At 30.7% G+C, this 22,197-nt stretch carries 17 protein-coding genes; 1 reads left to right on the top strand and 16 read right to left on the bottom strand.

All coding sequences use genetic code 11. The annotated features are described in order from the left end of the window. Nucleotides 1-601 precede the first annotated feature (601 nt). Complete coding sequence (locus tag ACQKL0_RS09530; protein ID WP_427687189.1) at nucleotides 602-3,781, top strand: hypothetical protein; 3,180 nt, start codon at nucleotides 602-604, stop codon at nucleotides 3,779-3,781. A gap of 1,346 nt (nucleotides 3,782-5,127) precedes the next feature. Here the strand turns inward: ACQKL0_RS09530 and ACQKL0_RS09525 are convergent. The 16 genes from ACQKL0_RS09525 to ACQKL0_RS09450 all read right to left on the bottom strand — a co-directional run bounded on the left by ACQKL0_RS09525 (nucleotide 5,128) and on the right by ACQKL0_RS09450 (nucleotide 22,164). Then, on the bottom strand, nucleotides 5,128-6,192 hold the full coding sequence (locus ACQKL0_RS09525) for a glycosyltransferase (RefSeq protein WP_427687187.1): 1,065 nt from the start codon (nucleotides 6,190-6,192) through the stop codon (nucleotides 5,128-5,130). 154 nt (nucleotides 6,193-6,346) lie between these two features. Then, a complete protein-coding gene (locus ACQKL0_RS09520; RefSeq protein ID WP_427687185.1) occupies nucleotides 6,347-7,885 on the bottom strand; it encodes a lipopolysaccharide biosynthesis protein in 1,539 nt (512 codons plus the stop codon). Between the two features lie 12 nt (nucleotides 7,886-7,897). After that, complete coding sequence (locus tag ACQKL0_RS09515) at nucleotides 7,898-9,163, bottom strand: peptidase (protein ID WP_427687183.1); 1,266 nt, start codon at nucleotides 9,161-9,163, stop codon at nucleotides 7,898-7,900. A 22-nt stretch (nucleotides 9,164-9,185) separates the two neighbouring features. Continuing rightward, entirely contained in the window at nucleotides 9,186-10,154 is a 969-nt protein-coding gene (locus ACQKL0_RS09510; RefSeq protein WP_427687181.1) for a polysaccharide pyruvyl transferase family protein, read from the bottom strand. A 296-nt stretch (nucleotides 10,155-10,450) separates the two neighbouring features. Continuing rightward, entirely contained in the window at nucleotides 10,451-10,789 is a 339-nt protein-coding gene (locus ACQKL0_RS09505; RefSeq protein ID WP_427687179.1) for a helix-turn-helix domain-containing protein, read from the bottom strand. A 65-nt stretch (nucleotides 10,790-10,854) separates the two neighbouring features. Beyond that, nucleotides 10,855-11,997, bottom strand: a complete 1,143-nt coding sequence (locus tag ACQKL0_RS09500) for an aminotransferase class I/II-fold pyridoxal phosphate-dependent enzyme (protein ID WP_427687177.1) — start codon at nucleotides 11,995-11,997, stop codon at nucleotides 10,855-10,857. After that, nucleotides 11,997-12,692 carry an HAD family hydrolase gene (locus ACQKL0_RS09495; protein ID WP_427687175.1) on the bottom strand — a complete coding sequence of 232 codons (696 nt, stop codon included), beginning with the start codon at nucleotides 12,690-12,692 and terminating at the stop codon, nucleotides 11,997-11,999. Before ACQKL0_RS09495 ends, ACQKL0_RS09500 begins: the two co-directional genes overlap by 1 nt. Next, nucleotides 12,689-13,678, bottom strand: a complete 990-nt coding sequence (locus tag ACQKL0_RS09490; RefSeq protein ID WP_427687173.1) for an ATP-grasp domain-containing protein — start codon at nucleotides 13,676-13,678, stop codon at nucleotides 12,689-12,691. The genes ACQKL0_RS09495 and ACQKL0_RS09490 overlap by 4 nt, the downstream gene beginning before the upstream one ends. Then, nucleotides 13,659-14,270 carry a sugar transferase gene (locus ACQKL0_RS09485; RefSeq protein WP_427687171.1) on the bottom strand — a complete coding sequence of 204 codons (612 nt, stop codon included), beginning with the start codon at nucleotides 14,268-14,270 and terminating at the stop codon, nucleotides 13,659-13,661. Before ACQKL0_RS09485 ends, ACQKL0_RS09490 begins: the two co-directional genes overlap by 20 nt. A gap of 182 nt (nucleotides 14,271-14,452) precedes the next feature. Then, nucleotides 14,453-15,523, bottom strand: coding sequence for a UDP-glucose 4-epimerase GalE (gene galE, locus ACQKL0_RS09480; RefSeq protein ID WP_427687169.1), 1,071 nt, complete (start codon nucleotides 15,521-15,523; stop codon nucleotides 14,453-14,455). 28 nt (nucleotides 15,524-15,551) lie between these two features. After that, nucleotides 15,552-16,754 (bottom strand): glycosyltransferase, encoded by a 1,203-nt coding sequence (locus tag ACQKL0_RS09475; RefSeq protein ID WP_427687391.1) that lies wholly within the window; start codon nucleotides 16,752-16,754, stop codon nucleotides 15,552-15,554. A 13-nt stretch (nucleotides 16,755-16,767) separates the two neighbouring features. Next, entirely contained in the window at nucleotides 16,768-17,859 is a 1,092-nt protein-coding gene (locus tag ACQKL0_RS09470) for a glycosyltransferase family 1 protein (protein WP_427687389.1), read from the bottom strand. A 65-nt stretch (nucleotides 17,860-17,924) separates the two neighbouring features. Next, nucleotides 17,925-19,007, bottom strand: a complete 1,083-nt coding sequence (locus ACQKL0_RS09465; protein WP_427687167.1) for an EpsG family protein — start codon at nucleotides 19,005-19,007, stop codon at nucleotides 17,925-17,927. A 22-nt stretch (nucleotides 19,008-19,029) separates the two neighbouring features. Beyond that, nucleotides 19,030-19,911: a glycosyltransferase family 2 protein gene (locus tag ACQKL0_RS09460; RefSeq protein WP_427651705.1), complete on the bottom strand. Its 882-nt coding sequence runs from the start codon at nucleotides 19,909-19,911 to the stop codon at nucleotides 19,030-19,032. Between the two features lie 7 nt (nucleotides 19,912-19,918). Next, nucleotides 19,919-21,025 (bottom strand): glycosyltransferase family 1 protein, encoded by a 1,107-nt coding sequence (locus ACQKL0_RS09455; protein ID WP_427687165.1) that lies wholly within the window; start codon nucleotides 21,023-21,025, stop codon nucleotides 19,919-19,921. Beyond that, nucleotides 21,010-22,164, bottom strand: a complete 1,155-nt coding sequence (locus ACQKL0_RS09450) for a glycosyltransferase family 4 protein (protein WP_427687163.1) — start codon at nucleotides 22,162-22,164, stop codon at nucleotides 21,010-21,012. The genes ACQKL0_RS09455 and ACQKL0_RS09450 overlap by 16 nt, the downstream gene beginning before the upstream one ends. Nucleotides 22,165-22,197: the final 33 nt, after the last annotated feature.

Genomic DNA, 22,197 nt, shown 5'->3' with positions numbered 1-22,197 from the left:
TCTTGAGCAGACAGTTCATGACCTTCTTCATTTGTAATAGTCTGAATCTTTTTTGACATTCAGGATCTCATTCCGTCTCACCACGTTTTGCGTGTAATCTTGAATGGAGTGTGGTAGTAAAGTTTGTTCCAAGTTATAATTTTCTGTAGTAATCTTTTGATTGCTCATAAAAAATCGTCTTTTCGTAAATGGTGTCTGGTAACTTCATTTTACTAAAAAGGGCGATTTTTTTGTGCATAAATTTCATAAAAAAAGGTTGCTCTAAAAATCATTTTCCTGACTTTTGGGACACCCCCTTTTTTTGTATTTTAATTATTCTTCTTAATATAGATATAGATTTAATTTATACCGCCCCCCTCACCCGAATGCGAAAAATGATACATATTACAAAGGTTTATGCCCTTACAACCTGTCCCTTTTTACATATTATAATCTTATAGAAGATTTGAATGGTTATTATGATTTCACTGAAAAGTATTTGTTGGATCCCCAAGTTGACGGCAAAACTGCAAACAGAAATCACCAAAACAAATAACGATATTGTTGATATTTTTGAATCAAGTATTGGTAACAGCAATTTTATTAATGGAGGAATATTTTAATGTCACACAAAATCAAAGCACGGAAAGGTTTGAAAGAAGATTTACCTACATTAGATGTTGGTGAGTTTGGTTACTGTATGGACACTAAAGAGTTATTCATTGGTACTTCCAAAACAGGAAATAAATTAATAAATATCGTTAGTAGCATAGGTACTTTTAAGAATGAGTCATCAAACGATATCATTAAGAGTGATGGAAATAGAATTGTAATATTTGAGGATACCGATTTAAGAAAACTATTGTTTGAAATAGATATCAATCGTGCAGAAAATGAAATATTAACTGCGTCAGGATTAATAAATATTTTATCCGGACAACATGTTCCGAAAACTTTGAATGGATTATTGATTATAACCGGATTTAATAACCCTAAGGAATCAAAAACTTTTGAAAATAATAAAATTGAGGTTGATCACAATGCAAATAATGACTCAAATAGATTAATTAAAAGTACCAATAACAAGTTAATGAATTCATCTGGCTCATCAACAACACCTTCAGATGGTGATATTATAGAATTTCATAGTGAAAATTGGACGCCTTTCGAAGATACAATGATTATCAACAAATCCTCTTACGTAATTGAGCTTCTAAGGTGGGGAATTACCGAAGGATCTTTTGGAAAACCTCCTTACACAACAGAACAATGGAAAATCGCATATAATAACATTCTAGGATTTAATCAAGCTCTTAAGTATGCGAATGATAATGGTTTAACAAGAATTGTTGTTCCTATCGGCACATATAGTTTTTGTTATACCAACCTTAGTGGAGCATCTGAAATTTACTCAATGGTAAACACCCCCATAATTTTATTTAGTAACCAAACTCTAGATTTAAACGGGTCTACCTTTGAGGTAATGTACGACTCAATTAATAAAAACCCTTATGATAAATCACCATTAACGACGCCAGCATGGAAGTTAAGTGGAGAATTAATTCGAATCGATAATGTTTCATATGCTCAAGTGTTAAACGGAATAATAGTGGGTGATATCCCTAATAGAAGCTTTTCTGACGGGGGAAATGGTTTTAATTCTGAAAAAGGAATGGAACAAACCTATGGCATAAAAGTTGATTCTGGTGCACACTTCATCTCTATTAGACATATGGATGTTTCCATGTTTATGGGAGATGGAATAATAATAGGATCTTATCCTACCAAAACAGGAAAATGGAATCTAAATCCCTCTGACATTAAAGCCTATCCCGGATATATTGATACAACGGGTAAAATTGTACAAACCCTCCCAGGATCCTATCTATCTAATAAATTTCCAATTATACAAGGAGAACATACACAGCTACAAATGAGAACGAGCGGTGGTTATACAAGAATACCCCTTATTGCAAACAGGACATTTGAATACATCTTTTACAATTCTAAAGATGTGGTAATAACTAGAAAGAAAGCGGTCTATCTACAAACCGTAACAGTACCTCATAATACTGCTTATATAAGATTACAATTTATTAATGAAGCAATAGGTCTTGCCAACATTGAGATTTCATATTCTATAACAAAACCTCAGGGTCATCATGTTACCATTTACGGATGTACTGTGCACGATAATCATAGAGGTGGCATAAGTGGTGGAGCAGATTTCACCTATATATCCTATAATAAGATCTACCACAACGGAATGGATTCTGGGTTAAACATCCCATTATTCCCTGATTCGACTAGATATGCCATTAACTTTGAAGACAGCTACAGTAACTATGTAATAATAGAGAATAACCATATATTCTCAGGGTTTAATGGGATACTAATGGGAGTTTATCACGGCAGAATAGTCGGTAATATAGTAAGTGAAATTGGTGGTGTTATTGTATACAATAACGCTAACATGATTATAGATAACAACGTGTTCTATGAGAGTAGTGGATTACAAATAACCAATTCTGTAGCTACACAAGAAAGAGATGTTTTTTTCATTAACAATACAATCAACACGACAGCAATGACAGTTAAAGCAACAGGAGTTAAAACTAGGGTTAGACTTATTAATAATATAATAAATATAGACGCCTTAAGTTCATCAGGTAACGTTGAGTTTATTGGAAATAATCTTAAAAGCTACACAGGGTCCTCATATACTGGTTACACCAATATAACGATTGACAATATAAAAAGGTGTACAGATAATACGTTTGAAGATTTCGATTATGGCTCACATTATAGGGTTTCAGTGATGAAACCAAAAGATTCTACAAGTTATGTAAGTGATAATGTGTTTAGATCCGTTTCTTTCAATTCAAATAATCTAACAAATGACATTGAATTCCATAATTCCGAGTTTTATAACTGTTCGGTTACTGCACAAATCGAAGATGCAACTCTTTCACACAGCATATTATTCAATAATTGCCTTTTCCAAGATAGTAACGTAATATCGGGTGGTCAATATGTTAATAACACATCCATTGGAGATATTACCGGAAAGACAATTTTTAACAATTGTAAAATTAATTTTACGTCAAACAATACTGGCGCTTATTTAATGGGAATTAGCGACAATATAAAAATTACTAATTATACAGAAGGTATTGTCCCAAGAAAATATGAATTAGATATCATCGACACCGAATTAATACACCAATCAAAGTCGGTTACTACATTAATAAAGTATTACAACACAGATAGCAACTTCGATGTTAATAATTATAAAAACGTTAATATAGTAGACTCTAAAATACGAGTCTCCGACATTTCTAACCTTCGATTATTTTTCAGCACAAATCCTAACATTTATACCAACTCTGCAATAATTAAGAACACCACTTTTGAAGGGTTTAGTGGGTTCCCTTCCCCAGCCAATGGAAGCATAGAATTCTATACACCAATATACGTATCTAGTAGTTCAGTACTGCCTGCAACAGGGGTATTTGTGGTTGGTCAAAAAGTAGAAAACAAAAATATTATTGCTGGCGGATTTCTCGGTTGGATATGTATTAAATCTGGATATGCCAATACCAATCCATGGACAGCTCATAAAGTATACGTCATTAATACTTTTGTTCATTCAGATAACAAAGTCTATAAAGCAACCATGGCAGGAACATCAGGAACTGTAGCACCTTCCCATACAACAGGAAAATCTAATGACGGAGGAGTAACATGGCAGTATGTAGGGGTTTTGGCTGAGTTTAGAACGTATGGGGTAATTTCAAATTAAAACTTTCATACTCTTTATATTAAGATTTAAACAAAGGGGAATGTGCTAATTTAATGTTCATAATATTATTTTCAATCAATAAGTTCCCAACAAATGCAGATATTTCAACCATAGATCAAAAGGGTTCAAAAACTATTAATGGAATGTCTACCATTCAATATCACTCAAATTCTCTTATTTAATGAAACCTAAAATTATGCAATATAATTATATGTGATAAGATCAATTCAATTCTAATTATGCACGGAAAAAACATCTATTAACAATCTTTGGACTCTCTAACATTTATATAATTATAGGTTTCAAATATTGAATAAGTTATTGGCTGATTTAAATATATGTGAGTATCAGTTAAATAATTATTTTATAGAACTCATCAATTGAATACTCCTTTTTAACAAATGGATTTTAATCAATAATTGTTCACAAAAAGCTAAATCTTTAGATATTCAATGGTTTGTGGAGTCTTATATCTTAAGCTACTGTTAATACCAATATTTAAATAATTGAAATAACGCTAATTTACTGTTTGGTAGTCTAGATACTTTACGTGCTTGACTCCTACTTGGTTAATACAAGAATTTCATGCGGACAACCTTTCTGACGAAAGGTTTGCTTATTATTATGATTCTGGTATGTTGGGTAAACTCATTACTCGTTTATTGTGAGGGATGATCCGCATGAAGAAATAAGCCCTTCGGATTTTTTTGAAAGTGATAGTTAACAAAAGCAAGCGTTGAACATGCTTGAGGCTAAGGGAAAACCCTTGTATTGCGAGCACCATAAAGTCCTTTGATTTCCAATTAAATAAGATGAATTTTTTTTCTTAGTTCTTTGTCTTCCTATTCGCTTTTGGATACGACAAGTTGAAGAAACCAATATGACTGCTTCTTGGGATTACTAATACTTTCTATAGATTCTTGGGTCTCGGTTACTTTTTTCAAGAAAACAACTAGGGACTAAACTTATTGCTTTTACAGTTGGTTTTACCTTTCTGTACCGCTGCTAAATCCTATAGAGTCATGTAGTCTTCTCCTAAACCTATAGGAATAAATTATATGACCGATTATAAATTAGTAACTTCTATACGCCCTCTTCGCCGCTTTATTCTTTAATCGAATTAATTACCGGAGTGATAAAAATCTAAAATAGTTTTCTTGATTTCATTATTTTATTTTTTATTCTTACGTTCAAAGATTGACCTTCTCACAAGTATCATGTTTAGTATTTAACCAAGATGTGATTATGAAACTATACTAACATCAAAATTTTCTAAAAGACTTTTGGTTAAAATTCAATACTTATCCACACTTCTTGTTTCATTATTATGAGCGGCGAATTCTAAGTTATAATAAAGACACTTTTCTTAAAATAATTATTAACTTATTTTTGAGTTTTCTATCTTTATAAATTTCCATACCTATATTGTACAAGTAATCAATATCATGTTCTTTTATAGATATTAAATATTCAGCTGGAAAATAATTTATTACTCCCGGATTATTAATAGCTTCTAGTATTGATTTATTGTTAATATAATTATTGATTGAATTTTTAATTTCTAATTCAGTTAAATTACTATTAACTAAATTATATAAACACGTTTTCAAGGTATTTAATAACATTATACTAATACCATTATATTGTTGTTGTTTGGTTTCAAGGTAATATTCATTAATTACCTCTTTGAAAATTTCATAACCATTTACCATATCATCAAACAAATAAGGCATATATTTACTTGTAAAGCCGCCCACTCTATAATAATATAGTGGTTTATTTATCATCTTTACTCGTTGCGCTCTTAAAAAAATTTCTAAATTATAAAATAGGTCATCTCCAAAAAAAATATTTCTATTTAAATATTTTCCGCTATATAAAAGGATATCTCTTTTATACATTTTTGCATAAAGTGAAGCTGGAAAAGGATGACCATAAAAGTATGCTGGCACTATATCCTTTTTTATATCTTTTTCCATGTAAAGTTTGTTTCCAATAAAATATTTTTTTTCACTCTTTTTTTTAAAAACACTTATTTTTCCAAGAACATTATATTTGTTACATACTGCAATATCTAAGTTATTTATAGTAGACTCATTATAAAGAATTTCAATAGTTCTTTTTTCAATCCAATCATCAGCATCCACATACATTATATAATTAGAACTAGCTTTTTCTAGTCCTATTCGCCTTGTAGGAATGCTTCCTTCATTTTTTTTATCGATTACCACTATTCTATTTTCATTCCGTTCTTTATATTTATTGCATATTTCCAAACTCTTATCCGTGGATCCATCATTTACCAAAATTAATTCAAAATCCGTAAAAGATTGATTTAGTATAGATTTTATACATTTATTAAGTTGCTTTTCAGCATTATATATTGGAACTATTACACTAACCTTACTCATTATATTTTCTCCTTTTTCATACAGAAAGTAATAGTTGTTGTCTTCGCTCAAATATTTATATAAAATCTATTCTTATAAAATAAAATATTTGATAAAACTCTCTTATAGTATTTTATTATTGAATACTTAAGCCATAGCAATAAAATAATTAATATTATAGACTGGTCGATTTCTTTTTTAATATCTTTCTTTTCCCAATTCCTAAAACATTATTGACTACGCTTTTCAAATATATAAATTCCTTTGTTTTTCTAAATACTATATAAAACAAAGCATTGGGAATAATAAGACTAGAAAAAGTACGGAATATAAGATTTGAAAATGAAAATAAGAAAATGGTTTCAGTAATAAATATTGATAGTACAATTAATGTGAAATAAATGGCATATCTTAAGAAATACCGTTTAACTGGTTTTCCAAAAATATATTTATAAATAATAAATGGGTCATACCAAAAATACGTACATAGTCTACTTACAACTGTTCCTATAAATACACCTGTGATCCCAATAATTCGAACAAGAATTAACGATAAGACAATATTGATAACAGCAGCGATAATAGGTCTATATTTCCCTTTATTAAATAACCCAGTAGTTTGCCTATATGTTGTTGAGGCACTTTGCATTCCAGCTGTTAAAAAATTCAATAAGATAGAGAACAAAATTAATTTATTAAATACGAACTCTTTTCCTAACCAAATTATTATAAATGGGTTTATCAAATTCCATATTAATAAAGTGGTTAATCCATAAACCCAAAAGTTAGCAAAATGAATTACACGAAATATAAAATACTTTTTTTCTTTTTCTTCTGTAACTACTAAATTTCCAACACTTGAATTTAAAGAATAAAATACATGACTTATAAAAGTACTAAGAGTTGAAATTATTAATAAATAATTCGAATACATTCCAACTTGAATTATTCCGACATACCTAGCAATGATAATATTGTCTGTTCCGTTAATAACAACTCCACTAACCTTATATAAAAATAATGAATATAAATTTTTGAAAAATTCTTTTTTATCGTTTTTATTTAATTGAACATTATTTTTTCCTTTCAAGAAAGGATATAATTTATGGACCTTTCCCACTATATATACATTTTCGATAATCCTTATCAATACTTGAAAAGATAATAGTAAGATATAATTTTTTGTCATCAATAAGATTAGAATTTGTATAATATTAGAAAAAACAATAAAATAATTATGAATTTTAGAAATGATATAGGTCTTTTGATCAGCAATGATTATTGCCTGTTTATAGACAAAGTAATAAGATAATACAGAATTAACTAGAAATAAAAAATAAATTATATTGAGATGATTTATTATTTTTCCGTCCTTTATTAAAAATGGTATAAACGGAAATAAAATCATACCTAGTAGAAATATAATTAATCCAATGATTCTATATGCTTTTTGGTATAAATTCATTAAAGCTTTTATTTTCTGAATATCATTTTCTGCTAATGGCTTATACAAACTATAAATAATAGCTGTGTCAAATCCTAAATTGGCTAAAGAAAGCATAATTAAAATGCTTGAAAATAATCCATCAATGCCCATATATTCAATACCTAATGAATATATAAATACAGTCCTAACAGCAAATCCCATAAAAACACTAATGAATTGGCCTGATAAACCAAAAAGTATATTCTTAAAAGAGTTTATTGTTCTCATAATATTAGTATCTTAGTAACCACTTTCAAAATTTCTAAATATTTTGGCACTGATTTTTCTTTTTAAAATTGGGAAGAATTTTATTACTCTATATTTTATCAATGAATATTTCCGCTCGGTTGCAAAATCGTAAATTAAAAACCACTCTAACATAAACTTCGAAGGTATATTATTTTTATTCTCTTTGAAACGTTGTTTAATAATATTCCAAAACATAATATTTGTTTTTGTAAAGAACTTTATATTATTGAATAGAAAGTTTTCAATATGAGCTGAAAAGTCATCTGGAATATTAAATCCAAAATCTTTTGGATTTTTCCCTTCCGCCACAATCCCTAAGATGGTTCTTAAGCACTTTTCGCAATTACAACAATTCTCTTCGTTTTTAAAACACACTCTAATTTTAGTGGTTTCTTTAATAGTAGAAAAGTAATCCACAACCACTTTAGTTTTAGCTTGCCTTGTGAGTTCAAAACCATCATGAAAAACCCTTCCTGAAGCAAATCTTATTTTATTATCTGTAGTAGGATCAGATGCACAAGGGATTTCTAAACCAATAGAGTGTGAACTTGCGATATAGATACACTCTACCTTGAGCTTGAAAGCTAAAGGTATTGCAGCTGATATTATTGCTAAGCTATGGTGTAATCCATGCCACCAGGTGTCACCCAACCTTTTAGAGAAATCTTTGTCGATATTTCTTGGATTTATAAAGTTACCATAATTTGATTGAAGCAATATGTTATCTAATCCGTAATTCTTTGCAAATTCAACCGCATTTTCTTTATCAGCGTCCCATACGTCACTATTCTTTATTTCACTTTCATGCCATCCAAACTCTGTAATTAATATTGGTTTTTTGTCTTTCACTCTAATAAATGTTGTTATAGCATCTAATCCACCGCTGAATAAAGAAGCGACCTCATGAATAGGTTCATATGAGTTTTCCACAACTTTCCCCACTATAATTTCCCCTTGAAAATCCATATTCGGAAACATAATTTGATAAGACTTTTTTAAACTAGCTAAACAATCATAAAATGATTTATCTAATTCATTTACCTGGATTTTAGAATTAGTAATCCATATAAGGGGGATTACATTTGATAAAAAAGGAATGGTAAGTATGCTTTCTGGAATATCACAAAGTTCATGGTTATATTCTATAAATAGATTATTATTGGCTTTAAAGTATTTTTGTAATTTTTTTGTAGGAGTAAAATAGTAATCTACGCGATTATTATTAACTTTGATTTCATCTAAAACAATACTCTTCATAAATGTCACTCTTCTTCCTTTTTCATATTTCAAATTGATTTAACCATTTATTTACCATCTCATAATTAACATTAACATTTGTAATAATTTCTGAGTTTATCATTTTCTCTAATTGATTAAAGTTATCTCTATGAATAGTATTAATATTATAAGTTTCGGCCATTCCTTGTGCTCTCTCATCAATAGAAATAATAATAGATCTCTTCTTATTTCTCATTGCAAAAATCCCACCATGTAAACGCGTTCCTATATAATCAATTTCTTTATCTAGTATTTCTTCATATTTCTCAACTGAAGGAGGTACAACTTGTATTTCTTCTATATTTTCAAATTCCTTAAAGTAATCTAAATCCTTTGCATCTTGAACCCAAAAATAAATATTTTTATAATTTTTATTTAATAGATTAATTAAAAATTGATCTTTTTCAAAGTTTTTAGCGTGATGTGTTAGAGTGAAAATTACCTTATCAGCTTTTTTTGTTGGAATATCTTTACAAAATTCTGGGGTGAGTAGCCATAATGAGGCACATCCTGTATTTATAGCCTTAAACCCCATATCCTCTAAAATGTCTTTAGTTCTTTCATCTCTCACACTATGAATAAATCTATGCGATAGTACTTTTGAATATAATATTTTTGTATAAGTATTCACTTTACTCCCTTTTCCTGCTCCAACCCCCACCAAAACACTTCCTTTTAATGGTTGATAATTAAATAAATTTATATTCCATTGTGGAAAATGTGTAAGCATATTCATAGTTAATAAATTAGAACCCCCAACAAATTTATATTTTGCATCACTGTAAATTTGCACTCTGTTAGAGCGTCTTACCACTTGATACCAATGAAAAGGTGACACATGCGTAGGAAGTGTTAAGGTGAATTTATTATTTGTTATTTCTAATAATTGATGTCTAATACATTTCATAATTATGTCATCACCTTTATTAAGAGATCCTACCGATGTGTCTAGTAATAGTACATTATCCATATTGAAAATCCTCACTTTGATTATTTTTCAAACTTTAGAACCTTTATTTATATCTAATTATTAGTAATAAAGTACTAAAATTAAACTATTTGTTAGTCTAGATAGTTTGCGTTTGACTTCTTTAAGTAAGAAGAATTGGTATAGGTATTATTATATAGTCTTGTGTTATTTATTAATTTCCACCGTTATGATTTCATATAATTTTCAAATTCATTTTTGTTATTATAATTATTTCTTTGATAGTTTTTACTTAGACATAGTCTTTGATCAAAATCCTTGTATTTTAGATATATAAGTTAATCCCTTTTATTTTGCCATTTAATAAACTCAATTAAGGGTTTGAACTCTTTTATTTGGTCTTTTTTAAGACCATTTTTTTTAAGTTCTTCTACAAAATCTATCCATTCTTTTTCTAAGTAGCATGGATTAACCTTGGTAGTTTCTTGTTTTAGTAGTGTTATGAAATCAACATTTAATACGTTCGCAATTTTCTCCATTACTTGCAAGGAGGGATTTTTATTAATGTTACGTTCTATATTACTTAGATAAGACTTCGAAATTTTTGCCTGTTCAGCAAGTTCCGATAAGGTATACCCTCTCTTCTTTCTTAACTCTGCAATGTTTTTTCCAATCATAGGTTTACCTCTTCACTGTTTTTTCCATTTTTGAGTCAATGTGTTTAAAGGAATGTAATCAATCTTTATGTTAATGCTCTTTTTATTGAATGAATTACTCTCATTTGATCGTTACGAGTCATATTGGACCCAGATGGCAGACAGATTCCCGTTTCGAATAGATGTTTAGATACATCAGTATCTCTAGTATGAGGATAATAATTGTAAGTCCGAAAAAGAGGCTGCAAGTGAAGTGGTTTCCAAATATGTCGTGCCTCGATATTTTCCTCTTCAAGAGTATTTAGTAAATTGGGTATGGTAGTTTCTATTTCTTCTTGATCCATTGTCAAGGTTGTCAGCCAACGGTTTGATTGGGTATTCTCTAATTCGGGCATAAATTTTAATCCTGGTATATAGCCCAATTCGTGATAATATAAATCATAAATTGCCCTCCTGGCTTGTACTCTATCCTCTAATACTTCTAGTTGACCTCTGCCAATTCCAGCAAGAATATTACTTATTCGATAATTGTAACCAATCTCACTATGCTGATAATGTGGAGCAGCATCTTTTGCTTGAGTAGCTAAAAATCGAGCCTGTTTTAAGGCTTTCGTATCGTTAGAGATAAGCGCTCCTCCACCTGAAGTTGTGATGATTTTATTTCCATTAAATGAGTAGATTCCAAATCCCCCAAATGTTCCACTGTATTTACCTTTATATGTGGCACCCAGTGACTCAGCTGAATCTTCAATAATTGGAACTTCATATTGATTACAAATGGTTAAAAGTTCATCCATTTTAGCGGGTTGACCATATAGATTCACAATGATAACAGCTTTAGGGAGTTTACCGTCATTAATTGCCTCTTTAAATGCCCTTTCTAAAGCGGTAGGTGACATATTCCATGTTTCAGGTTCTGAATCAATGAAAATAGGTTCCGCATTTTGATAGAGAATTGGGTTTGCCGTTGCCACAAATGTAAGACTTGAACAAAAAACTTTATCGCCCTTTTGGACACCTAATAAAGAAAGAGCCAAATGAATCGCTGCAGTTCCTGAACTGACTGCAACAGCTTCTTCGACTCCTACATATTCTGCTAACTCTTTTTCAAAAGCATCAATATTTGGTCCTGATGGCGCAATCCAATTTGTTTCAAAAGCATCTTTAATATACTTTTCTTCATTGCCGCTCATATGGGGCGACGATAAAAGGATTTTTTTCTCATTCATTACTTCACCTCCGTATAACTACAAATTTTCCCACATAATAATTCTCTTAATTGAGATATAGAAGTAATTTTATAATGAGCTTCATATTCAGAATCTACACTTATATTTTTATAAATTCCTTGTTCTGTTTGTAATTGTATTGTCAACCAACCAAGTTTTTTTGCTGAAATAAAATCCTTGGATGCATTATCGCCAACATATAGCAAGTGAGGACCATCTAATTTAAAATACTCCATTACTTTTAAATATGGAACGTTACTTGGTTTCCAATTCTTACGGCCATACTGATCACTATAAATTAAAACATCAAAATATTTATCCAATTCTAATGCCTTTACTTTTTTTTCTTGAGTAGTTAAAAAGCCATCAGTAAGTAAGCCCATTTTATATTTACTACTTAACCATTTAATAATATTTATTGTTTCATCTGAAAGTGAAATATTTGGAGTATGATTCCGGTATACAAAAACTAAGTTTTTAATATCAAGTTCACTATAACCAACATTAAGAAATTCTAGAGTTTTATTAAATAGATTATTTCTTATTCCTTTATTAAAAAGTACGATCGCTATCTCATAAAAACCTTTTATATTATTAAAACTTAAATGATGATCAACTGCTTTAAGTCCACTCTTCACAAAATCATATTCTGAGTACAACGTATCATCCATATCAAATATAACTGCACCTATCATTTAATTTCATCCCTATTTAGAAAAATAGCATCATCATATCTCAACATTAAAAGACCGTCATTCCAACTATTCATATTAATAGTAGAATCCGTATTAGTTAATGTTTCAATAATATATTTAGGAAAATTAGCACCAGCAGCAATTGATAATGGTGACCCTCCACCGAAGCGAGGGTTTATTTCTATAAACTTTATATCTCCATGATTTGTATAGAAACATTGCAACGTAATACATCCAATTACTCCAGGTAATTTATTTATAACATCCTTTGCAGCATTCATTAGGAGCTTATTTTTTACAGTTAGCCCTTTACTGACTTCACCAGCACGAGTCTCTATCCTAAGTCTAGGTACAGCCGTTAGATAATCCCCATTAAAATCAACAAAAACATCTATTGTATATTCATTTCCAGATAAAAATTCTTGTAAAATTGGCTGAGATATATAGTCCTTAAAAAAAATTAGTTCTTTTCGATTATTAATTTTATATACTCCTATACTGGAACTGCCTTTTGCAGGTTTAATTAAGTACGGAAATACTGAATTTTCGTCTAATAGGACATCTTCAATATTGTATTCTTTAGGGCATTCAATATTATTTTCTTTAAAAAATTGAGTTGTTTTACTCTTATCAAAACAAATTTCGTTTACTTTAAGAGATGACGCTAATATTGTAACTCCTAATTTCTCAAATTCCTTTTTATGTTTAGAAATTATACAAAGTTCTGAATCTATTAATGGGATTAATAGATTTACTTCGTTTTTAATACAGATTTCTTTTAGTTTAAAAATATAACTTTTATCATAGACAGGCGGAACAATTTCATGATGATGAGAAACAAATGCAGCGGGAGATGTACTTTTAACATCACATGTTATTATCTTCCCAGCATTATTTAGTTCTTTAAGCTCTTTTTTAAAATGCTCAATTAAAGAAACCCTTCTTCCACTACTTGTAAACAGAATATTAATTTTTTTTGATTTCACTTTTGATTTCTCCCTTGAAAATTGGCATAGTAACATTAACATCTTGATTTATTCCTTCAGACATTAATACTTTTTTTATAGTGATTAAAAGAATTTTAATGTCTAAACAAAAAGTATTATGATCTACATACCAAACATCCAATTTGAATTTTTCTTCCCATGTTATTGCATTTCGTCCATTTATCTGTGCCCATCCAGTAATACCAGGGCGAACATGATGACGTTTAGCTTGATCTTCTGTATATAACGGAAGGTATTCCATTAAAAGCGGCCGTGGCCCTACTAAACTTAGATCTCCTTTAACAACATGAACTAGCTGAGGCAATTCATCTAGGCTGAACTTTCTTAGAGTGTTACCAAATGAAGTTAATCTCAAGTGATCCGGAAGAAGTTTTCCTTGATCATCCTTTTGATTATTCATGGAACGAAACTTATAAAGATAAAATGGAGTTCCGTTTAGACCTGGTCTCATCTGTTTAAAAAGAATAGGTGATCCAAGTCTAATCTTTATTAAGACACCAATAATTAAGATTAGTGGGCTTAAGCATAGTAATAAAATGATTGATATGAATAAATCAAACATTCTCTTCATATTTTCACTTCCAGCGGATTTATTTACGATACGAAACAACTAATTGTTGTTTGATTTCTTCTAATAAATTAGAAACCTTCATGTTTTCTGATTCCGTACCCAATTTGTATGCATGTAATAATAGATTTTTGAACTTCTCCTTATTTAGTTCTTCTTGTTCCATTCTTTTCACCATATTTCTATTAATTTTGCATTAAAAAATCCTCACTTTGTTCGAAGCGAGGATTTTCCGTATCTTTGTTCTTTTTGTACCCATTAGGATTTCGAGATTGCCATCTCCAAGAATCTCGACACATATCACTGATGTTTCTCTTTGCAGTCCATTTCAACTCTTTTTCTGCTTTTGTAGGATCAGCATAGCAAACTGCAGCATCTCCTGGTCTAGGGAGTGTAATTTTAAATGGAATGTTAACTCCAGTTGTCGATTCAAATGCTGATAAGACTTCTAAGACGCTGTAACCTTTTCCAGTACCAAGGTTATAGATGTTTACTCCAGAAGCTTTTATAGTTTTATCAAGTGCAAAAACATGTCCTTGTGCAAGATCGACTACATGTATATAGTCTCTGACACCCGTACCATCGATAGTTGGATAATCTTCCCCAAAAACTTGAAGTTCTTTTAATTCTCCTACGGCTACTTTAGTGATATAAGGCATCAGATTATTAGGAATTCCACTAGGATCTTCACCTATCTCTCCACTTTCATGAGCACCAATCGGATTGAAGTACCTTAGAATTGAAATGCTCCATGCAGCATCTGAAATATATAAATCCTGAAGTATTTCTTCAATCATTAACTTGGTTCTTCCATATGGGTTCAATGCTTGTAAAGGAAAATCTTCTGAAATAGGTACACACTCTGGCAACCCATAAACAGTAGCAGAAGAACTAAATACAAGTTTTTTTACTTTGTATTTTTGCATGAGTTCACAAAGAATAATGGTAGACGTAATATTGTTTTTAAAATATTTGAGAGGATGATCGACTGATTCTCCTACTGCTTTAAGTCCAGCGAAGTGGATAACGGCATCTATTTTATTTTCTATAAACACCTTTTCGAAAAGATCTCGATTTAAAAGGTCGGCCTGATAAATCTTTATTGTTTTCCCTGTTATTTCACAAACACGCTTTAAGGATTCGGGTTTACTATTAGAAAAATTATCAACCACAATAATATCATAGCCCTCATTCAAGAGCTCTACACATGTATGGCTTCCTATAAATCCAGCTCCGCCGGTAACTAGTATTTCCATTTTAGGAGTACCTCGCCTTCGTATAAAATCAAGCATCCATTAATTCATAGATTTTATTAATTTCATTTTCATTACCATAATCTTTAGAAAGAACATTTGAAACCAATTTCTTTCTAAAAGCATCATTTTTAATAATTTCACGAAGTCCTCTAACAATTCCATCCCGACCACACTCTGTAATTAAGGCATCAAAACCATTGACCGCTTGACTCTTCGCTGTAGGAAAATTCGTTAGCACAACAGGTTTACCTAGAACTTGTGCTTCTCGAATTGTAACTGCTTTTCCTTCATATCGGGATGGTTGAACGTAGATATCACATGCCTTGATATATGGATATGGATTAGTTTTCTTCCCTAATAAAATAAATTGTTTTTCCACTCCTAAATACTTTATCAAGGTTCTTAATTCATTTTCTAGCGGGCCATAACCAACAACGTACCATTCAATGTCAAATCCATCGTCTACTAGTTTTTTACAAGCCTTTACAGCTTCATCTAAACCTTTTGCATGTGTTAAGCGACCGACAGTTAATAATATCGTTTTCCCTAGAACTTTAGTAATCTCTTTAGGATTTTCTAACTGTGCTTGTTCCTTAATAAATTCAGGAGATAGTATGTTTTCAATTACTGTTGTTTTATCTTTAAAATCAGGAAAAACATTTAAAAATGTTTGAGAACATTCTTCTGAAACTACCACAATTTCATCTAATTTCCGCCACATTTTTTTCTCTATTCTCTTGTTGACGTATATATTTGAATAATCGGTATGAATCCAACCAATTTTTTTCTTGGCTTGTACCTTATCTCCGATAAAATGATGTGGCCATAGAAAACCTATGGCCACATCATATTCTTTATTTTGTTTTGGCAGCAAACGATTAGAGAACTCCCAGCCATATTGAATGGATAAATAACCTGGCTCTTCAACCTTTTTTACTTTTCCATGAAAAAGACCTGTATATTTTGCAATAATTCTAGAAATAGCAATTGGATAAAAACCGTCTTTCATTATTTGATGAATAGATTTTCTAAATGTTGTATAAGATGGTTCTTCCGGCAATAAAATGGGTCCGTCTGGAATAAAAGAAAGAAATTCTCCTTCATGTTTAAATAATAATAAATCGACGTCGTATTTATTGTAATCGATTTGATTTAACAACCCTATGAGACTTCTTTCAACTCCGCCTATTGCCAAATCAAAAGAAGTAATCAAGATCTTTTTCTTCATTATTAAAACCTCTTTTTCAGGATACTTCATATAGTTTTAGCCAATCTTTAACATTACTTTTAATATCATAGCCTTTAGTTGATATGAATTTTTTTATTGTTTCAATGTCCGGTGTAGTAATTAATAAGGAATTTATTGTTTCTTCACACCAAATATCAAGAGGTTCGTCTAAACTAATAAAGGATGCTAGTCCTAGTTCCATATCAGTACTTTTTGGTAGGGTATCTGAAATAATACAAGGTGTACCAGCTCCTTGTGCTTCTAAGGCTGCAATTCCAAACCCCTCGAATAAAGATGGAAATAAAAAAACATCAAAGGCTTTCATTAATCTAGGTATATCCGTTCTCACCCCTAAAAATCTTATATGATCTTTTATTCCTAAAGCTTCTGCTTTTTGCTCTATTTCTGATTTCAAGGGTCCATCTCCAATTAAAAGTGCTATAAATCTTCTATCTTTCTTTAATAATGTTTCCAAAAAATGTAAAATGAAGATATGGTTCTTCGAATCTGAAAAACGTCCAACGTGTCCAATAATTTTTACATCTTTTCTTAAATCAAATTCTCTTATGACGCTTGTCTTGCTATTATTATTTGTTTCTGTAAATTCAGTAAGATTAATTCCATTCTTTAATATTAAAACCTTTTTATTTTTAACTATCTGTTTACCAAACATGAAACGTGTAGCTTCAGGACTACATCCACAATATCTATTTGCTGAAATTTTCATCATAGTTTGCAAAGCTTTATGAGTTAATTTTCCCTTTATATGGTTTCCTTTAGTCCAATTATTACTGTGGGAATGACAAATCCTTATTTTAATTCCAACCATCTTTGCTGCTAAAGCGGGAAAGCCAGCTTGATAATCAGTATGAGCATGAACGGCTTGATATGGATAAGAGGACATAATTTTAGCTAACCTTTTAAGATATACTATAGGTCCAGATTTACCTAAACTTGGAGTTTTGTATAATTTTCCGCCTAAACTGATAATTTCATCTTCAAAATCTTGTTTCTTATTTGAATGGGTAATAAAATCAAATTGAATTTTCTTTCTATCTACATGTCTATATATATTCATAATAATCGTTTCGGCACCGCCACGATCCATTGCACTTACAATATGTAATATTCTCTTTGGAGAATTTAACCCATCCAATATATCCACCACCTCCCTCAAAATAAGGTTTCAATAACATCACTTTTATATAAAATATTTAAACTGATGACATTTTCATAAAAATAAAAAATAAAAAATAAGACAAGAATTAAATAATATATTAGTTTTTGATCCTTTTTACTAAAAAGCTCAATAAGCCACGATATTAAAATCAGTTGGTATAAATTAAAGTAAATAGAGATCCTTGCAAATATCCATTGTTGTGTTGAAATGATCATAAAGACCAAGCCTAATAAAGCCATATTTACTATATAGTCACTTTTCGGAAATATAACTCGAAGTTTATCTTTGCCTAAGTATGCAATTAATAATGGTGCAGCACTTACTGCTACTCTTATTACACTGGCGCCACCTTCATTGAAACTTGAGTAATCACTATATTGAGTATCCTCTAAAGCTGTAAATAATAAAGATGTAAATCGACCAAATCCTAGGACGATAATTACCGAAAAAGTTAACCAAGCTAGAGTCGACTTAGTCCAAGCCTTTGTTCTTACTAAAAAATAAATAGGTAAGAGTATGAGTGCACTTTGATGAAAGGTAGATGCAATAAGAACTATTACAGCATACTTTATAAAATTCCCATTTATTAAATATTTGGTTGCAGTGAAAAAAATGGCTGCTGCCAGTACTTGACGTATTCCATTCATCGATACTAAATGTAGTCCACCTGTAATATATACAAAGGTACTTAGTTCAAAAAGTCGTGAATATTTATATAGAACTAAAATAATTAATACATTTGTTATTAAAGCAGTAGTAAAGATCATGATCTGTGGATCTTCCGAAAAATACTTTAAAATCATCTGTAAGATTCCAAAGCCCATATCTTTTTGTGAAGTGATATACTCCCATGTAAAGTCATTTTCTCTATAAATATTTTTGTAGTTGAAGGTATCACCAATATTCGTTCTTAAGCCTGAAATAAAAACCAGACACAAAACAACTCCAAAAACCCATATTTTATTAGGCTTGTAAATTTGAAAGCCAGTTGGTGTAATAAATGGATAAGTAGAAAAGTACCTTGCTAGGTATGAAAAAATTAATACAATGGCGAGATTAATCCAAAGTATAGTCATTTAAATAATTCCCTTCAATAACTTAAGACCTAGTTTTACTTATAATGAGTACATATAATAAGAAGCCAAAAGGAAAGGCAAATATAGTTGAAACTTTCTTAGGTGTCTCTAGGAATAGTTTCCGGTTTTTCATAAGAAGATTGCTAGAAACATAATGAATCGCTTGTTTATATTTAAAAAGATTACCTCCAAAGGGTAACTTCATTAGTTCTTTCCGATAAAACGAAAAGCCCATAGGATTTTTGAGGTATTGATTATACATATTGAGAGAAGATCCATCAGGAAGGTACTCAACATGACAAACTACTTCATTCATAAGTAACAATTCATATTGTTTATCCAGCATATAGTATTTATAAGCTAATCCAACATATTTCTCGTTTTTAAAAATGGGATAAGGATATAGCTTCGTTAAATCAGTACGGTAAACAAGTTTTTTATCTCCTGTAACACCATATTTGTTATAAAGATCAAATAAAGTAGCAGAAAAAAGGTTCTCAGGTAACTTTGAACCGATGATTTGATGATTACTTGTTGCGTCTAGAGCTGCGATTCCACTGACCTTTGCACTGCCATGCTTTCGCCAAAATGATAGGATGTTTTCAATTGCCCCATCTGCCATATAGTCATCAGAATCTATACATACATTTAATTCAGTTTCTATTTGGTTGTAGGCTGTGTTATGCGCTCCATGCATTCCTTGATTTTCTTGCCAACAATACTTAATATCAATTTTATTTTCATTTATCCAACTAGCTACTAACTCTTTTGTATGATCTGTTGATCCATCATCAATGATTAACCAAATAAAATTTTTATTATTTTGACGAACTAAGCTTTCATAACATTTCCCGAGACAATAAGCTCTATTATAGGTTGGTGTAAACACTGTTAAAGTTTTCATTTTTGATTCACCCTGTCATCGATAAATAGTAATCTTTTATTTTATCGGCTGTTTCATATATGGAATACCCTTGTTTAGATAAGGAATCCGATTTAATAGTTCTTGTCGTGTTGCGACATGTTATTTCTAATAATTTAGCTGCCCATGCTAAACAATTATCAATAGGGAGAAATTCAATAAGATTGATACCCAAATCTACCTCTTTTGAAATTCGATCGGATATCAGACATGGCAGCCCCGCTGCTTGAGCTTCTATAAGTGAAACTGGCAAACCCTCATGTAGAGAAGGAAAGACAAAAACATCGAATGCTTGTAGTATTCGATTAATGTCACTACGGACCCCTATAAATTTTACTTTACTTTCCAGATTAAGAGACTTAACTTTAGCTAAGATTTCTTGTTTTAAAGGACCATCACCTACTAAAATTAAGATAGAATTCTTTTTTTGTTTATTAAAATTTGCAAAGATATCAATCAAATGCTTATGATTTTTTTGATGAGCAAATCTTCCGACATGACCTAAAATAAATGCATCATTTGCAATATTTAATTCTTTTCTCACTTTATATCTTATTTCAGATGAGAAAGAAAAAAGATTGTAATCAATCCCATTTTTTAAAATATTGGCATTATTTTTTTCTTTAAATAACCATTTTGCTGCCTGTCTCGAACAAGCTAAAAAATTAGTTGCATTGGGCATGATTAATGTTCCTGCATACCATTTGTAAATTCTTGCAGCCAAGCTTCCTTCACTTTGTGTATTATGACTATGTGAAATTCTTTTTGGTATTCCAGCCTTTTTAGCTGATTGAAGAACGAGCCCGCTCATTTTATCCATGTGGGCATGAACAACTTTATAGGTATTATTCTCCTTGAAAAATTCTTCTAATTGTTTTTTATATTTAAAATGTCCGACATCGGTAAGATATGGAATTCTATGAATTTTACCACCAAGATTTAAGATTTCAGTATCAAATACACCCTCTTTGGATGTAAGAAAATCAAATTGAATTTTCGAGCGGTCAATATTACGATATAAGTTCATGATAAGGGTTTCTGCTCCTCCCCTATTCATATTAACGACAACATGTAAGATTCTTAGTGGACTGCCCACATAATATCCTCCTTATCTATCATATATAATTTATAAATTTCGCTTTTCACTTCTAGAATTTTTTTTGTACTATATTTATTTTCAATTATTTTCCGACCGTTTTTCCCGTATTTTATTCTCAGTTCACTATCACCAAAAACCTTTAAGATTTTTTCTTTAAAATTAGGTTCGTCATTTCTCTCAATTAGCCACCCGTTTTGGTTATTCTTTACTAATTCAGAGTGTCCTCTATTTTTAACCGCAATAACAGGTAGCCCACATGCCATTGCTTCCATAATATTAACCGGTAATCCTTCTCTCAAACTTGATGCTACAGCAAGGTCACTTATCTTGAGTAACACATCAATATCATTCCGAAAACCTAGAAAGTCGACATTTTCACTTATGCCTAGAGTCTCCGCCAGTTTCCGGCAGTCATCTAATAAAGGACCTTCTCCAGCTAGTAGTAGCCGGGCATTGGGTATATCACCCTTTATTAAGGAAAAAGATCGCAATAGTAATTGTTGGTTTTTATTTTTATTAAATTCAGCCGCGTAGAACATAAGAAAATCATCATCATGATACCCCTTCTCTAATCTAAGTACAGATCTGTTAAAAGGAGAAACTGGATGAAAACGCTCTGTATCCACTCCAACACCATGAACATGTTTAATCACTTGTGCTTTGAAGTTTCTTTTCCTTGCAAGTCGAAAATCCTCTTCATTAATCGTTATCAAACAATCTGTAAGTTTTGCTAAGTATTTTTCAATAGGGTAATAGAGCAGCCAGTTTATTAAAGGAGAACCTTTACAAAAATGGAATCCGTGTGCCGTATAGATCATCTTTGTTCCTTTTTCTCTTGCTTTCCGTCCAGCGAGCCTAGCAAGAACTCCTCCCATAGGAGTGTGACAATGAACAAGTTGAAAGTTGTTACTTTCAATGAGCTTTTCTAGATCTTTGTAGGCTTTAAGGTTATCAATTTTGATCGGAGACCTTTGAATGGGTATAATATGCTTTTTATCAACAAAAGGAAGAACTAAATCACCATGTGCAGCTGTATGAACTTCATATCCTTGCTCTTTAAACCATTTAAAGTAAGGTAGGTGAAACGCTTCAAAATGATAATCCTTTGTTGCACAAAATAGGACTTTCTTCTCCATGAGTCACCATCCGCTCCTTTTCCTTTTCAAGTT

The organism is Peribacillus sp. NPDC097264, from assembly GCF_050277925.1.
Taxonomy (GTDB): Bacteria; Bacillota; Bacilli; order Bacillales; family DSM-1321; genus Peribacillus.
Note: the sequence above shows the minus strand (reverse complement) of the source record. Positions and strands in the feature narration are given on the sequence as shown.